Consider the following 16,251-nt stretch of genomic DNA (forward strand, 5'->3'; position numbering starts at 1 on the left):
TCATATAGGCTAGCCCACATGAAGTTTTAATTCGGGTCTTGTATTACTTTGTCTTCCTCTACTTCTTTCCTACCAAGTATTTTTTCTTCCACATAAACAATATGGTTCTTCACTTTTTCTTTAACAACAGAAGCTTCCTTGGTTTTTAATGCCTCAAGTAAGGCCTGATGTTCTTCATAAAATGAGTGGAAACTGGAATAGTGTTGATCAAGATGCATAAGGAATGTACGAATCTGTACTTGCAGAGAATCGTAAATCTTGATTATTCGTGAATTATCACATAGATCCACCACATACCGATGAAATTGTACATCCAAGTCAAATAATGCTTTCCAATCCTCCGCTTGCGCCTTTACTTTCATCTCTTTGGTAATCTTTTCTAAGTGAGCATAATGAGAAGATTGTAATTTTGGTAGCGCTTTCGTAAATGCCGTTGCTTCAATTAATGTACGTAACTCAATAATTTCGTCGAGATCTTCTTCAGTAAATGTTGCTACATACGTACCTTTTCTAGCTTTACTTATTACTAATTCTTCTATTTCAAGGATTTTCAATGCTTCTCGAATTGTACTTCGGCTTACATCGAAAGATTCTGCAAGATCACTCTCAAGTAATCGTTCACCAAATTGAATTTCTTTGTTCCAGATTTTTTTCTTTAACTGATCAGCTATTAACTGACTAAGCGGTTTTTGTAATATAGAATGGTCGTCATCCACTTTCCGAGCTCCCCTTCCACTCTAGGATTATTGTTGTTTGTCGATTGTCGACAATATAAACTATACTCATCATAAAACACAAGAATTTACTTGTCAATAAAATTTAGATAATTTTAAATTATTTATTTTTACTGTTGACTTTAGAATGAATTATGCCTATTTTAAGTGTAGATAGGGGGATTTTTATGAAGAAAAAAGTTATTGTTTATAATCGATTGGAGCAACCAGTATTAGAAAAGCTACAAGAGAAGTATGATGTCCATTATTTTGAAGGTGTTGACATAAGAAAAGATCCTATGTTTTTAAATCAATTGAAAGAAACAGAGGGGATCATTGGCTTAGAGCTCCCCGTAGATCGTGAGCTACTTAGCCATGCACCGAAATTAAAGGTTATTAGTAATGTTTCTGTCGGCTATAACAATCTGGATATGGAGGAAATTAACAAACGAAATATAATGGCAACAAATACTCCTGGAGTACTAACTGATACAGTAGCAGATGCGATTTTTGGCATTCTAGTTGCTGCTGCAAGAAGAATACCTGAGCTCGACCACTATGTAAAAAGTGGAAAATGGACAAGTGAAACAATAGACTCTTCCTATTTTGGTTTGGATGTGCATCACAAAAAGATAGGAATAGTTGGTATGGGCCGTATTGGTAAAGCCATTGCCAAACGAGCGCATTTTGGCTTTGATATGGAGGTTTTGTATCATAGCCGTTCAAGGAAACCAGACGTCGAGGAAACCTTCTCAGCTGAGTACTGCGACCTTGATAAGTTACTATCGGAATCAGACTTTGTATGTCTTATTACTCCTTTAACTCCTGAAACAGAAGGTATGATTGGGAAAGATGAATTTAAGAAAATGAAAAAAACAGCAATTTTTATTAATGGGTCTCGAGGGAAAACAGTCGTAGAAGAAGATTTAATTCAAGCTCTAAAACGTGGTGAAATAGCTGGCGCTGGGCTCGACGTCTTTGAAAAAGAGCCAGTTGACCCGGATAATCCACTTCTTAAAATGGAAAATGTCGTAACGACACCGCATATTGGCTCATCAACCTACGAAACAGAACTTAATATGTCTAAGCTAGCAGCTCATAACCTGGAAGAGGGGATACAGGGAAGGATCCCACCAAACCTCATTCGTGAATAATAGAAAAAGCATAAGCGCCATGAAGTAACTAAGATAGGCAAATTTGCCCTAACCAGAGACTACAATTACTCGTCCCATTTTTATTCTAATATCTTAAAACAGATCCAGCCTCAGTTTATAGGTGGATCTGTTTTTATTTTCTAATATTTTGCCCTCATTTTTTAATCTTCAAAATACAAATGGCAAGCCCCTTTTATTGCTTTGTGATATTTATAGCGGTTAAGATAGCAAAATATCTAAAAGCTGTTGTTTAAAAGCGTATGATAGACATTGCGGGCGCTAAATCGATCGGGAATGTCTTTCACAAGCGAGAGGTGTTCTTCCAGACTAGCCGCAAAACTATTCATCATGCTAGACGAATATTTGGTTTTACATAAAGTTCCCTGGGAAAATCGGCCAGTACCTCACAGCCGTTTTCCGTTACACGAAAGGACTCACTAATTTCCATACCAATAGGACCTAAATCTATGGTTGGAATCATATGAAATACCATATTTGGCTGCAAGATTGTCTTATCCCCTGGTCTTATACTCGCTGTGTGCTCTCCCCAGTCCGGCGGATAATTTAGTCCAGTGGAGTAACCCATACGAGACTCTTTTTTGACTCCATTTTTTTCAATAGACTTTCTCCAGGACTGTTCTACTTCTTCACAGGTGACACCGGATTTAATACAGTCCAGTGCTGCATTCAATCCTTCAATAACTACCTCACTTAACCGGTACAATTCTTCACTAGGTTTACCTATCACCGCAGTACGAGCCAAAGGCGAATGATACCGTTTATAACAACCTGCCAATTCAATAATTACGGGGGTGCCTTCTGTAAATGGCTCATCTGTCCATGTTAAATGACAGGCAGACGTCTTCTCTCCTGTAGGAAGTAGTGGAACGATCGCAGGATAGTCTCCACCATATTCTTCCGTCCCAGTAATTTGGGCATAAGATATCCCTGCTACTACATCACATTCCCTTACACCTTCCTGTATTGTATCAAAAGCAATTTGCATTGCTTTTTCGGATATTCTTGCAGCCTTTCTTATATACTCAATTTCCAGATCGGATTTAATAATTCGAATCCAATTGACCAAATTTGTTCCGTCAACAAAAGTGGCATTTTTTAGCCCTTGGGTGAGTCGAAGATAACATTGAGCAGTAAAATAGTAGGCATCCATTTCTACTCCGATTGTTTTCTTATCACTTTTTTTCGTCTTCAAGAATTCACAAACAAAATCCATTGGATGCCTAATTGTTGACTGGACAAAATGGTCTGCATATGGATGAATATGCTTCTCATCCAACCAGGTAGTGTATTTTGCTGCATTAGCATCCATTCCTCTACCAATCCAATAAGGCTGATCTTCATCCACCATTACAACAAGCAATTGATGCACATAAAAAGACCACGCATCATATCCTGTTAGATAGTTCATGTTCGCCGGATCAGTTACCAGTAGTACTTCAATGCCAACTTGTTCCATCCTTTGTCTTGTTTTATAAAGTCTTTCTTGAAATTCTGAAATAGGAAATGTCAACATATTATCCCATCCCTTCTTCAAAGTCCACATCTTTGTAAGCGCTTTCCTTTATGCGTAAAAATACCTCCTTCACCTAATTTATGAGTAACAAGTAGTAGTGCTTATTTCAGCTTACCTTTTAAGATCTTGTTATAATACTAGTAAATGTAATTAAGTGATGAATTGGTACTAAACTCAATTTGTCGATTGTCGACATTATGTACGGTTATTATATTCCATATAATTTTAAATTGTCAATACATTTTAACAATTAAATCAAATTCTTATTGAGCAAGTTATAAGTAAGAGATTTTCCAGAAAATATATGCAATCTTTTTCTTGTTCATACCTTTAGGAGTGACATCTTATCATGAAAGGTGAAGTTCAATTTAATTTTAAAAAACCAGAAATACAGACAAGAAAAGATCTTGGTAACCACTTTGTCTGTACAACCAGTTTTAAATTAAATACGCTTATTAATTCAGTTAGTTGGGGTAGGTTTAGAAATAAATAAGTCAATAGTATTCAATTGAAATTTATCTATTAATCATAGCTATCCGGGTTTGTTCCTGCACGCTCTTCCCTGTTTAAGCAATTAATTTTATGCATTTCTTCTTCTGTTAGAGAAAAATTAAATATGTCTGCATTTTCTTTAATTCGATGCTCATTTATAGACTTCGGTATGGTGATAACGTTATTCTGAATATCCCATCGTAAGATAACTTGAGCTACAGTTTTACCGTATTTTCCACCGATATGTTCTAATGTAGGTTCATTCAATAAGCTTCCACGTTTAAGTGGAGACCAAGCTTCAAGATGTATATTATGTTCCTCACAAAATATTTTAAGTTTTTCCTGGGTGAGATGCGGATGATATTCCACCTGGTTTATTACAGGCCTGATCTCACAATCTTCTAATAGATTCTGCAAATGATGTATATGAAAATTGCTGACACCAATGGCACGAACTTTCCCGTCCTTATAGAGTTTTTCCATTGCGCGCCATGTTTCTTTGTATAACCCTTTAACTGGCCAGTGAATAAGATATAAATCAAGGTATTCGACATCAAGTTTTTTCAGTGACTCCTCACAAGCCCGTAGTGTAGAATCATATCCCTGCTGGTCATTCCAAACTTTTGAGGTAACAAAAATATCCTTTCGAGAAACTCCAGATTCTTTAATCCCCTTGCCAACTCCGGTTTCATTATTATAGAAAGAGGCTGTATCAATACTGCGATAGCCATGCTCCAGAGCAACTCTCACAGCATTTATAACCGTTTCTCCCTCCTCGACTTTATATACTCCTAAACCAAAGCCAGGCATCTTTATACCATTATTCAACACAACTGTATCTTGTATGTGGTTAATCATAATAATTCCCCTTTCTCTTGTATTGATTTTAAGTATAAGGTAATTTTTTTATCTGGAAAATAAATAGCCCTATTAAAAGAAATAACGCACTTCCTTATGCAGTTCATCTCTCTTTTATTTGAGTAAACTTATTTCCCACCCACCTAAGTTAATTAAAAACAACGAATTAATATATTGTTTACCGACTACTCTCGTTTTATAGGAGGTTACGTATTATGAGGAAGCTTACAAAGCATGAAGAAGCTGTGCTTGAGAACCTTCTAGAAGAAGGAGTCTTTACACTAGAAAACAAAAACTACTTCATAACGCTAGTAGAGACTCCAGCCCACGTGGATGAAACAAAAAAAGACGATTTAAAAATAGAGACTAAAAAACAGACCATACTTCAAGGTGATAAATTCTCCATTGATGATGTGATTGAATTGATGGATGCCGGAGCATTGTAATTACCGGCATCCATCTTTCTCTTATTCAAATAAACCATACTTTCTTTTAAATCTTTCAATTATTTTAATCCACGCTGGTCCAAATAATAGCAGAAAAAACACATTGGATAAGGCGTGAGCAAGATCGAAGTAAAAGCTTGCACTATAATATAGTAAAAACGATTGCCATGTAGTCTCCTGAATTACTCCAATAATAAACCATAAATTCATTATCCAACCAAATAAAAATCCTACAATAAAACCATAAATAATCCTTCCAAGTCCAGTGCGCATGATCCATGTATGTTGTAGCAATCCGGCAACAAGGCCAATCATACCCCATGAATACATTTGCCAAGGCGTCCAAGGCCCTTGCCCCAAAAAGAGATTGGATACAATCGCAGCTAATCCACCGATAACAAAGCCGCTTTGTGGCCCAAGGGCGATGGCTGCCACAATAATTACAAAGGTTGTTGGCTGAACACTCGGAAGAGAAGCAAAAGGAACTCGGCTAATTGCCGCTATGGATCCAAGGATAGCTAACAATACCAGTTCCCTGCTTGTTAGTTTTTTCTTCGAGAAACGAATCATAAATGGCATAAAGGTTACAAACATAATTACTAAACTCAAAATTAGATAATGTTCATTAGATAACAGAGTAGTAGCTACAAGCAAAACAAATAAGAAAATAGATATTACTATTAATAACTTTTTTGGACGTTCCATCTGAATTTCGTCTCCCCTAATGTGACAACAGGTGGGGCTGATGTATTACGGGTAATCCTGTTCATCACGGTGGTGTAATAAGCGTTTTGGCGGAAAAATTTCTTCGTATCTTCAATTACTGTAATCTCTCCTTGAAATAGGAGAGCACAGCGCGTGGAATAATTAGCAGCAAATTCTACATCATGCGTAACCATAATAATCGTGAGACCCTCCTCTTTTAAAGAGCGTAATAGGTCAGCAACTTGCTCTTTTGCATGAGGATCTATCCCTTTCGTAGGCTCATCGACTAGTAAAATAGCCGGGTTAGTAATAAGTGCACCAACCATAGCTGCTTTTTGTTGCTCTCCTCCGCTCAAATCTTGAGGATGACGGTGTTTAAGATGGTCAATTTGGAATTTCACTACTAATTCTTGAATTCTATTTTCTGCATTTTTTACTTTACACTGTTTTGCTATGTATTGATATTCTTCCAGAATGGTGTCACGCAAGAAATATAAAGCTGGGTTTTGTGGAAGGTAACTAATAATCTTGCTATCTACTTTCTTTACTTTTTTTCCTTTATACTTCAAATAACCATGCTGCGCTCTATAAATTCCACTTATCACTTTAATAAGTGTCGTTTTACCTGTTCCATTTGCTCCCAGAATTGCAAGCCATTCTCCTTGATATACTGATAAGTGAAGATTGTTTAATACTAGTCTTTCCTGCTTATTATATTGAAAATCAATTTTACTGAGTTCCAGTAACTTTTGCTTTTCTTTTGCTTTTCTATTTATAGGAAGAGTTTCTACTATTTCTTTCGTTTCCAACCACTGCTTTGCCTCTTTTACACTAAGAGGTACGTTAGCCGATTCGTATTGATTCTCATAATGCAGATAAACTAGAGAGGCACTTGGTAATAGTTTTTCTAAATAGGTATGTTTAGCAAGCTTTAAAACTATTTCTCTAGGTGTATCCTGCATAATCAATCTTCCGTTTTCTAAAACAATTACCTTATTGGCAATCGAGAATAACTCTTCCAGCCGATGCTCTACAATCACAATTGTAATGCCTAATTCATCATTTATTCGTTTAAGCATATAAATGAGCTCCTTAGCAGCAATTGGATCTAGTTGAGCAGTCGGTTCATCAAGTAAAAGTACTTCTGGATCAAGGAGTAATACAGACGCTAAATTAAGTAACTGTTTTTCTCCACCTGAAAGATCATTTGTATTTCTTTCAAGTAAATGGTTCAACCCAAAAAAATGTACCATCTCTGCAAGTTTTTTGCGCATTTCTTGTGTTGAATAACCCACATTTTCCAACCCGAATAATAACTCTCCTATCACTTTTTCCATAACAATTTGATTTTCCGGGTTCTGGAATACTATCCCAATTTCTTTAGCGCGTACGAATGGGGCTATTTGTTTCAGCTCCATTCCTTTAAAGATCAACGTTCCATTGATATATCCATGTGGGGCTATATCATGTTTTAACAATTTTAAGAGTGTTGATTTACCACTACCTGAAGCACCACAAAGCAGTACGAATTCTCCCTTTTCTATGGAGAAATTAACTTCTTTCAATGCAGGCTCCGGTCTATCCGGATAGGTGAAGCTTATATCTTTTGCTGCAAATATTTCCATTTGATTACTTCATTCCCTTCTATCCCAATCGGAAAGCCAATTAATAAAATCCAAACTGTTAAATATGCATACTCTCTTCCATCCAGTCCAACTTGTTCTAAAATTGGGAGAAGCTGCAGGACACCATCTCCTAGCCACCAACCGAGAAACATTAAAAATCCCATAACAAGTAAAAACATAAATGCCAGCCAGTCTTTTAGTTGCATGGAATAAGCATGGTAGGTAGTTCGCTTTTTAATACCATATCCTCTCGCAGTCATAGAATCTGCAGATTGAATCGACTCCTCCAGCGCACTTGTTAGCAGCATTTGAAGCAGTAGCATCCCATTTCTTGCTCTGCCTTTAATTGTACCCTGTTTAAGAGAGACTCCCTTCAACTCCTGAATTTCTTTCATTTGATTCAGCCGCTGTTTTAAAAGAGGGACAAACCGCATAGAAAGCATAGTAAGTAAGGCCCATTGTGGCAAAATTGTTGAAAACAGAAATAAAAATTTATCAGATGTCATTAAATGATTGAACGTAATGAAAATCGACATAATTCCTATTAATGTTAATGCAATCATGCTTCCTTGTATAATTGCCTCCAGCATAATTTGCCTGTCCATAAAGTAGAATAAGATATGATTCCCTTTCCGATTAAATAAGGGGGTGAAGATAAAAATGAACAAGCTCATTGTAAAAATCATCCACCCCCATTTTTTTAGCTCAGCACTTAGATTTAATAGCAAAATAAAGCAAATGATCAACAAGACACCAACACTAAGAAATATTGGATGTTGATACAGCATGAAACCCGTTATACCAAGTACATAGTAGAGTAATAGAATAAATGGATGATAGGATTTTATTCCCCTGCCCATTATTATCCACCTGCCGGATTGTTTATATAGTCGGTTGTGTACACCCATTTAATTACAGAGTTTTCATGTATCGGATAAATGCCTGCACTCCGATCAATAAGTACTCCATCAACCGTTATCATCCAGCCACTTAACGGTCCTTCATCAAATTCATATAAATTATCAATGCCTTCTACATAAGCGGTAGCCCCCGATCCCCGCACACTTATCTGAATACCTTTTTGTTTTAAAATACGCAAGGTAGGATCTAAAGCTGTATCTCCTTTTTGGAACGTAACTTTTGTGGAAGGTAAAACCATGCCTTTAACATCTCTTGTATTTACTGACACCGTAACAGTTTTCTTTTGTTTTTCAGGTTCAGGTTTTGCTTCTGGTTTTTCAGCAGGTTTTGGTTTTGGCTTTGCGTCGGATGATTGTTTTGACTGCTGCTTTGAGTCTGTTTTCCCTTGTTCTGTTGCTTTTTCTTTTGACTTGGTTGAAGAGTCAGGTGTATGTTGTTGAGCCTTGCTTGATGAATTTCCATCATCTTGTTTCGCAGGCTGATTCTCCTCTTTTGGTTTAGTCTTATTTTTTGAAGGGGATTCATTTTTGGACTTTCTATCTGTTTTACCGTTAGAATTACTCTCAACCTGGTTTTTTTGATCTTCTTTACCAACGGGTAAACTTTCTTCTTCCTTTACCTTCTCATCTTTTTCCTTATTGTTCTTGTCATCTGAATTGGCTGCAGAACTATTGAGGACTCTTTCCTCTGATTCGGTATGTGCTGTTACTTGATCCACCTCTCCATGAGGAGTAACTTCATCCTTACTACAAGCTAATAGGAATAGAAACAAAATACTTAGCATACATACTGTTAAGACGCGTTTCAACATGCTGCTCTCCCTTCCTTTTAAAAATTAGAGGGTAATCTGTTTCCAGAATTACCCCTTGTTTTTTAAGCACTTTTTCTCCTTTTAACTAGGATTAAAGCAATACCTCCACTTAGTAAAATAAAACCTATACCGATAAAGTTAAACATGGAAGTAGCGGTATTCGGTAATTTATTACCATTATTCGAATTTCCCTTCTCGTTTGGTTTTTTCTTTTCATTTTCCTTATTTGCTTCAGGTGTACCTAATTGTTGTGTTTCAGCTTCTTTAAACACCCCGTACGTGCTAAAATGCTTCACTTGCGCAGTGGCCATTCCAGACACTGGATCATATTTGCTATTTTGAAGTATTTCCCACTCTTCTTTTTCTTCATTGTAATAAAATACTTTTACTTGATCGTTCTCAAAATCTTTCACCGTCTCCGTGTCTACATCTAATCCCACAGTAATATGTTCGTTATTGAAGTTGCTAATAACATTATCCCCCGCAAAAATAGTGTAATCATATACCTCACCAATTGCTCTATCTGCCTTTTGTTTTACCATTTGAATACTTACTGTTCCACCACTTGCTTCATTCAATAATTGCTTGATAATACTGTTAGGAATAAGTAAAAAAGTATCACCTTTATTAATTTTTAAATCATTTTGCATATTGACCAATTGATTTAATGCAGCTTGATTCAATTTAACCTGTATACTGTTTTGCTCTTTTGCATTGTTTGGCTGAATAATTACCAATTGATTTTCTTTCACTTCTGAAAGTAGTGCTTCTGTAATATCTACTTCCATTTGGCCCTGTTTAATTTGGGAGTCTGGTCGTAAAGTTATTTTTTCTGGTTGATCACCTGGTTTCTTCTCTTCATTATCTTCTGATGGATTATCTGTTTTTTCATTATCATCTTCTTCTGGAAGCTCCGGTTTTGGTTTTTCTTCTTCTTCGAGATTCTTAAAGTGATAGACAGATCCATAACCAATATTATTTGTGAAGTTTTGATAAGCAACAAGAGCTAATAACGCTTGCTGTGTTGCCATTGGATTGGAGTCATCCCCATCAATAAGATGTGAAAACCCACCATCATCTTGTTTAAACTTCTCCAAATGCTGTACTAGATTTCCACCTTGCTTTGTAAATTGCTTACTGGTTGGATCTATTCCAACAGCTGTTAGACCGATAATTGCTTGTGATACAGATTCAGAAGAATCTCCACCATTAAATTCAATATAGTAGCCCCCTGTCTCATCCTGAGAGGATGCTAAGGAGTGAACAGCTGTATCTATAGCCTTTTTCACCTTAGGCTGCTTCTGATATGGAGCTAAGGCAGAAAGGGCCATTCCAGTCATGTCTGGAGAAAGGTTGCCTCCGAAGAAGTCCCAACCTCCTGTGGGCAATTCCTTTGCTAAAATTCCGTCAACCAGTTGTTGTCTAAATTCTTTAGGTACTTCATAATTACCGCTATCTATTGCAAGCAGACCATATATTAAGGCGTTAATTAATGGATCATCCGTTTCAAACCAACTATGTGCCATCATTTCCACTACAAGATTACGATCTTCTATATTTGTAGCATCTTCATCTGTAGCCGAAATGGCAATGATCATCCGTTCCAAATCATATAAATTTCTGAATTTTTCCGGTAGATTCCCCTTTAAAGAAGTTACGTAGCTTTGAGTACTAAGGTCTGTATGAGCTGCTCCCCATACCCACCATTCTTGGCCTTTTGTAAATGTAATTTTATTCGCGGAGATATATTTTTTAATATCACTGATGTGTTGTTGAATTGACTGGCTTTTTTTAGATGTACTTTCACGTTTATTTTCGTCTGATTTCTCCCCTGGCTTTTCTGTTGATTCTTTCTTCTCTTTTACTTGTTCGTTTTCTTCTTTCTTTTTATCTTCTTCCTCTGATTTATCTATATCCTCTTCCGGAGGTGTATATGATTTCACTTGTAATTGAAGATGATCGCCATTTTTTATTTGGTGGCCAACAATACTCTTCTCTAAAGCAGTGCCATTAATAGCAGTGCTCCAATAATCGTACTGGCCAAGCTCTATATCCCCGACTTGATTGACAAACGTGTGATAATCAGAATCAATAGAAGCTTGGACGTTTTTACTGTTGCTTTTAGCTGCTTGTACCAATACATCATAAGCTGTAGCTCCTTTAGGAACAGTTACTGTTGTTTCAGGTAATATAGCGGTCCCATCAATACCTTTTGCGGATACCTTACCAGTTACTGTTGGAAGCTCTTTATCATTATCGTTCAATCTAAAGTATATATGTTGGCCATTTTTGACTTTATAACTAGTCACTTCATTGTCATGTTGTTGCCCAGAAGCTACTAATAGCCAGCTTTGAGATGTTGATGGTTTTACACCATTGATCGATAAGTCTTCTTCACCATTCTCAGATTGAGTTACTATTTTCGCATTATTCTTCTTTCCTGCTTTCTGTAGCACATCCAAGGAAGTATCACCTTCTGCAATGGATACAGCTGTTAGTGGTAGTACATTATCCCCATTTTCATTCATCGCAGTAATAGTGACTGCATTTTCAAGGGATGTCGCATTAATGCTTAATGGCTGGATAAATGTAATGTTTCCAATAATTAGTAACAAGGAAAATATGTAGGCAAACGCTTTCATTAATATTTTTTTCGACTTCATTTCTTTCTCACTCTCCTTTTTTTGACATAAAAAATACACCCCTAAAACGTAGAGATGCTTCTAATAAATGCTATGTATAATTATACAATTTCATCTTAAAAATACATTGCACACCTCCCTATCCGCGTAGGTTGAATGACTCCAAAACAGGCAGGTCTCCTGGCTCTTGATCAACGTTTACTATTACCTTCCCGTCCAAAGACAGTGGTATAGAATAGAAACTCCCAATTACAGTGGCGGGACCGCGCCGGCATCTCACCGGACTTCCCTTTTAATGATCTATGAAGCTATTAAAAAAATTCCATAAATCAACCTATTTCTAGTATTCAATTATTCTTATCATAAGCGACAAGTAAACAATCGTCAATTCTCTTTAGGAAAATAATAGAAATAAAAAGAATCAATTACACTTATCTGCTTTTTTCTACAAACTTAGATAATAGTATAAAAAAGGTATATTTAGGAAACCTTAAGTTATAAAGGTTTTATTATTGCATAGGGACTTTAAAATTGGGAACCTGTGGATATCTTTTGTTACTTGATTAATCATGTCCAGCGCCAGCGCCCACCTCAAGTTCCCAAGGCGCTTAAGCTTTTATGAATAATCATAATGTTTGGAGACTAATTGAAATGGAGGCACATAAATGGCAAATGAAAAGAAAGGTTTGTCAAGAAGAGACTTCTTGAAGACGACTGGAATCGCTACTGGATCCATAGTGGGAGGCGGCCTTATAGGAGGTCTCATTGGCTATAATATGAATGACAATGGAGGAACAGCCCTTGAAGAAAAAACAGGGGATACCTCAAAAACTGGTACAAGCACTCGAGGAAGAATGTTCTTTTCAAATGATAAAGATTTTAAAATTTTATCACAGGCTACGGAAAGGATCTTCCCAGAGGATGAGCTTGGACCTGGCGCGATCGGTTTAGGTGTTCCCTACTTTATTGATAATCGACTGTACGGCAATTACGGTAATAACTCGAGAGAATATATGCAAGGTCCTTTTTTTGCGGGAGAAGCCACTCAAGGTTATCAAAGTAAGCTGACGAGAGCAGAAATATTTACGCAAGGGATACAAAAAATGGAGAGTGAGGCAGAGAGTAGGTTTGACACTAGCTTTATTGAGCTGGAAGGAGAACAAATGGATGAAATTTTAACAGATTTTCAAAAAGATAAGATAAAAATGACTGGAGTTTCCTCTGCATTCTTTTTTAAATTATTACGTCAAGCAACCTTGGAAGGTGCCTATGCTGATCCAATATACAATGGAAATAATAATATGGATGGGTGGCGAATGAAGGGATTTCCTGGTCATCAGGCTGCATACATTAACGATATTGAAAAAGAAAAGTTCATGAAGATGGAACCAAAGTCTATAAATTCGATGCATTAAGCGTGGAGGTTGAAAAAAGTGGTAAAAACATTGGACAAAGTAGATGTAGTTACAGTAGGTGTAGGATGGACAGGTGGTATCATTGGAGCCGAGTGTGCGAAGGCGGGGTTAAAGGTACGTGGCCTTGAACGTGGTAATAAACGCGGCACGGCTGATTATTTAAGAGTTCATGATGAATTTAAATATGCTATACGCTATGAACTCATGCAAGATCTTTCTAAAGAGACAGTTACTTTTAGAAATAACCGTAAGATGCGAGCATTGCCCATGAGGCAAATGGGTTCCTTTTTACTTGGGGAGGGTCTTGGTGGAGCAGGAACGCATTGGAACGGGATGACCTATCGCTTCCTCCCCTATGACATGGAAATCAAGTCACAAACAGAAAAGAAGTATGGAAAAAACAAACTCTCGAAAGAGTATACCCTTCAGGATTGGGGGATTACTTACGATGAGCTGGAGCCTTATTTTGATAAATTTGAGAAAACAATTGGTTTATCCGGAGATAATAAAAATCCATTCATGGGTGAGAGATCTTCAGATTATCCGACCCCCCCGATGAAAAAGACACCAATTTTAAAGAAATTTGAAACAGCTACTAAAGAACTTGGCTATCATCCTTATATGGTACCTTCAGCAAATTTATCAGAGTCCTATGAAAATCCAGATGGTGAAAGAATAGCAGCTTGTCAGTATTGTGGTTTTTGTGAACGCTTTGGATGTGAATACGGAGCTAAGTCTTCTCCAGAGATTACTGTTGTCCCTACAGCTATGAAGACTGGTAATTACGATGTTCGTTTTCACTCTAACGTAACAGAAGTACTTAAAGAGGGAAATAAGGTTACTGGGGTAAAATTCATTGATAGACAAACAGGCGAAGAATTCATTCAACCTGCTGAAGTTGTAGTTCTAACAAGCTATGTGTTGAACAATGCAAAATTGCTAATGGTTTCCGATATTGGAGAGCAATATAATCCAAACACTGGTCGAGGTACCTTAGGAAAAAATTACGCATATCAAATTGGTCCTGGATCTTCTGGATTTTTTGATGAGCAAATGAACGTTTTTATGGGAGCAGGCGCATTAGGAATGACTATTGATGATTTTAATGGAGATAATTTTGATCATCAGGATCTAGATTTCATCCATGGGGCAAGTATCTCGCTGGCTCAAACAGGTTCACGTCCTATTTTAACAAACCCTGTCCCACCGGATGTTCCTGTATGGGGATCTGAATTTAAGAAAGCTTCTATCGAAAATTACTCCCGTACCTTAAGTGTATTTGGACAAGGTGCATCTATGCCTCATAAGGAGAATTTTATGTCGCTGGACCCGGATTATAAAGATGCATATGGTTTACCTTTACTTCAAATAACGTACAACTTTACAGAACAAGACAGAAATCTGCATAAATATATTACGTCTAAGACGGAGAGCATAATGAAGGAGATGGGTGCAAAAACAGTAGTACCAGGTGCTCCATTGACGGACTACGACATTGTTCCTTACCAATCAACTCATAACACTGGTGGTACCATCATGGGGACAGATCCCAACGATAGTGTTGTTAACAATTATCTTCAACATTGGGATGCAGACAATCTATTTGTTGTTGGAGCTGGGAACTTCCCGCACAATAGCGGCTATAATCCTACAGGCACTGTTGGTGCTTTATCTTACCGATGTGCAGAAGGGATTATCAAATACAGCAAAAATGGTGGATCTTTAGCTTAGTTTTTTACACAATAGAAAGGATGAACACGGTATGGGAGGAATTGCAAGTATCGGTATCCCGGGATTAATCATAATTCTGGTCATAATATTAATTATCTTTGGCCCGCGTAAGTTACCAGAAATAGGATCTGCTGTTGGTCAAACGCTATCCGAATTCAAAAAGTCTACTAGGGACATGATGAATGAAGATGAAAAAACAACAAAGCATGAGCTGAGTCCAAGCAATAACAAGGAATAAGAGGAAATGAGTGATCTTATGGATCCATATGAACACCATAATCGGGAAATTTTAAGCCCATTAGATAAAAAGAAAGCTGCAAATAAAGAAGAAAAAAAGCAGACAGAGCCTTCTATTAAAGAGAAGGCCTCTTCATCTGCTCCCGAGCACAATACAAACAGGATTTCCAATGATCAAACAACAAACGAAAATGAACAAACAGATCAACCGACAGTAGTAGATCATTTAACGGATTTACGAAAACAAATAATAAAAAGTTTAGTTGTATTTTCCAGCATATTTATTGGTGTGTTTTCTACCATAAACTTTTGGTTTCCATATGTAACAAAGGGCCATTCTTTAATTATTCTTGGCCCCCTGGAAGTTGTGAAATTTTATATGTCCATATCCTTCGTACTTGCCCTGGGAATATCTTTGCCCTTTCTTTGTCATTACATATGGCAATTCGTAAAACCAGGCCTGAATGAACAGGAAAATAAGTTTATGAATATCTATTCCCCTATGATGTTTTTACTGTTTACTTTTGGTATTGGTTTTGGGTATTTTGTTATTCATCCACTCAGTTATAACTTCTTAATTTCTATGGGTGCAAAAAATTTCGAAGTAATGGTATCCGCTCAGGAATACATGCGTTTTTTAATGATGACAACGATGCCTGTCGGATTATTATTTGAGCTGCCCATTGTAGCGATGTTCTTATCTGCGGTTGGCATACTGACAGCACATTCTATGAAAAAAGTAAGAAAATGGTCTTATATTATACTTGCTGTTGTATCTGCTCTTATCACGCCACCAGATTTTATTAGTCAATTACTAATTCTCGTTCCAATGGCTATTTTATATGAAATCAGTATTTATATGGTTACGTTTATGGAAAAGCGGGCAGCCGCTGTCCCTCACTCTTAAAATTCACTTCCAAGAAAGTGATACAACCATTTGCAAAAGTATGTTATTTTCATAATATAA

The 16,251-nt window shown here is 36.8% G+C and carries 14 protein-coding genes and 1 riboswitch; of the genes, 6 read left to right on the forward strand and 8 right to left on the reverse strand.

All coding sequences use genetic code 11. The features are described 5' to 3' along the window. Window positions 1–26 precede the first annotated feature (26 nt). Window positions 27–716 carry a GntR family transcriptional regulator gene (locus tag X953_RS14060; RefSeq protein ID WP_040956158.1) on the reverse strand — a complete coding sequence of 230 codons (690 nt, stop codon included), beginning with the start codon at window positions 714–716 and terminating at the stop codon, window positions 27–29. Between the two features lie 185 nt (window positions 717–901). On the opposite strand from X953_RS14060, the gene X953_RS14065 reads away from it, so the two are divergent. Next, complete coding sequence (locus X953_RS14065; protein ID WP_040956159.1) at window positions 902–1,867, forward strand: D-glycerate dehydrogenase; 966 nt, start codon at window positions 902–904, stop codon at window positions 1,865–1,867. Between the two features lie 346 nt (window positions 1,868–2,213). Here X953_RS14065 and X953_RS14070 read toward each other — a convergent pair whose 3' ends face one another. Both X953_RS14070 and X953_RS14075 read right to left on the reverse strand, forming a co-directional pair. Further along, window positions 2,214–3,401, reverse strand: coding sequence for a M24 family metallopeptidase (locus tag X953_RS14070; protein WP_198023277.1), 1,188 nt, complete (start codon window positions 3,399–3,401; stop codon window positions 2,214–2,216). Between the two features lie 522 nt (window positions 3,402–3,923). Further along, a complete protein-coding gene (locus X953_RS14075; protein WP_040956160.1) occupies window positions 3,924–4,751 on the reverse strand; it encodes an aldo/keto reductase in 828 nt (275 codons plus the stop codon). A gap of 215 nt (window positions 4,752–4,966) precedes the next feature. Here X953_RS14075 and X953_RS14080 point away from each other — a divergent pair, with 215 nt between their 5' ends. Next, the gene (locus X953_RS14080; RefSeq protein ID WP_040956161.1) at window positions 4,967–5,197 is read left to right on the forward strand and encodes a hypothetical protein; all 231 of its coding nucleotides are present in this window, start codon (window positions 4,967–4,969) and stop codon (window positions 5,195–5,197) included. A 21-nt stretch (window positions 5,198–5,218) separates the two neighbouring features. Here X953_RS14080 and X953_RS14085 read toward each other — a convergent pair whose 3' ends face one another. The 5 genes from X953_RS14085 to X953_RS19175 form a co-directional block, all read right to left on the reverse strand. Further along, window positions 5,219–5,902: an ECF transporter S component gene (locus X953_RS14085; RefSeq protein WP_052350137.1), complete on the reverse strand. Its 684-nt coding sequence runs from the start codon at window positions 5,900–5,902 to the stop codon at window positions 5,219–5,221. Continuing rightward, the gene (locus X953_RS14090) at window positions 5,878–7,527 is read right to left on the reverse strand and encodes an ABC transporter ATP-binding protein (RefSeq protein WP_040956162.1); all 1,650 of its coding nucleotides are present in this window, start codon (window positions 7,525–7,527) and stop codon (window positions 5,878–5,880) included. The genes X953_RS14085 and X953_RS14090 overlap by 25 nt, the downstream gene beginning before the upstream one ends. Beyond that, window positions 7,500–8,387 (reverse strand): energy-coupling factor transporter transmembrane component T, encoded by an 888-nt coding sequence (locus tag X953_RS14095; RefSeq protein WP_040956163.1) that lies wholly within the window; start codon window positions 8,385–8,387, stop codon window positions 7,500–7,502. Before X953_RS14095 ends, X953_RS14090 begins: the two co-directional genes overlap by 28 nt. Window positions 8,388–8,389: 2 nt before the next feature. After that, window positions 8,390–9,259, reverse strand: a complete 870-nt coding sequence (locus tag X953_RS14100) for a DUF4430 domain-containing protein (protein ID WP_040956164.1) — start codon at window positions 9,257–9,259, stop codon at window positions 8,390–8,392. 62 nt (window positions 9,260–9,321) lie between these two features. Then, a complete protein-coding gene (locus X953_RS19175; RefSeq protein WP_052350138.1) occupies window positions 9,322–11,922 on the reverse strand; it encodes a prenyltransferase/squalene oxidase repeat-containing protein in 2,601 nt (866 codons plus the stop codon). 131 nt (window positions 11,923–12,053) lie between these two features. After that, a riboswitch (cobalamin riboswitch) is annotated at window positions 12,054–12,254 on the reverse strand. Window positions 12,255–12,566: 312 nt separating this feature from the next. On the opposite strand from X953_RS19175, the gene X953_RS14110 reads away from it, so the two are divergent. From X953_RS14110 to tatC, 4 genes are read left to right on the forward strand one after another with little or no spacing between them, the layout of a single operon-like run. Then, on the forward strand, window positions 12,567–13,316 hold the full coding sequence (locus X953_RS14110) for a gluconate 2-dehydrogenase subunit 3 family protein (RefSeq protein WP_040956165.1): 750 nt from the start codon (window positions 12,567–12,569) through the stop codon (window positions 13,314–13,316). Between the two features lie 18 nt (window positions 13,317–13,334). Further along, window positions 13,335–15,047 carry a GMC family oxidoreductase gene (locus tag X953_RS14115; RefSeq protein ID WP_040956166.1) on the forward strand — a complete coding sequence of 571 codons (1,713 nt, stop codon included), beginning with the start codon at window positions 13,335–13,337 and terminating at the stop codon, window positions 15,045–15,047. 31 nt (window positions 15,048–15,078) lie between these two features. After that, window positions 15,079–15,285, forward strand: coding sequence for a twin-arginine translocase TatA/TatE family subunit (gene tatA / locus X953_RS14120; RefSeq protein WP_040956167.1), 207 nt, complete (start codon window positions 15,079–15,081; stop codon window positions 15,283–15,285). Between the two features lie 6 nt (window positions 15,286–15,291). Beyond that, on the forward strand, window positions 15,292–16,191 hold the full coding sequence (gene tatC, locus X953_RS14125; RefSeq protein ID WP_369792701.1) for a twin-arginine translocase subunit TatC: 900 nt from the start codon (window positions 15,292–15,294) through the stop codon (window positions 16,189–16,191). Window positions 16,192–16,251 lie beyond the last annotated feature (60 nt).

The organism is Virgibacillus sp. SK37 (assembly GCF_000725285.1).
Lineage (GTDB): Bacteria > Bacillota > Bacilli > Bacillales > Amphibacillaceae > Virgibacillus_Q.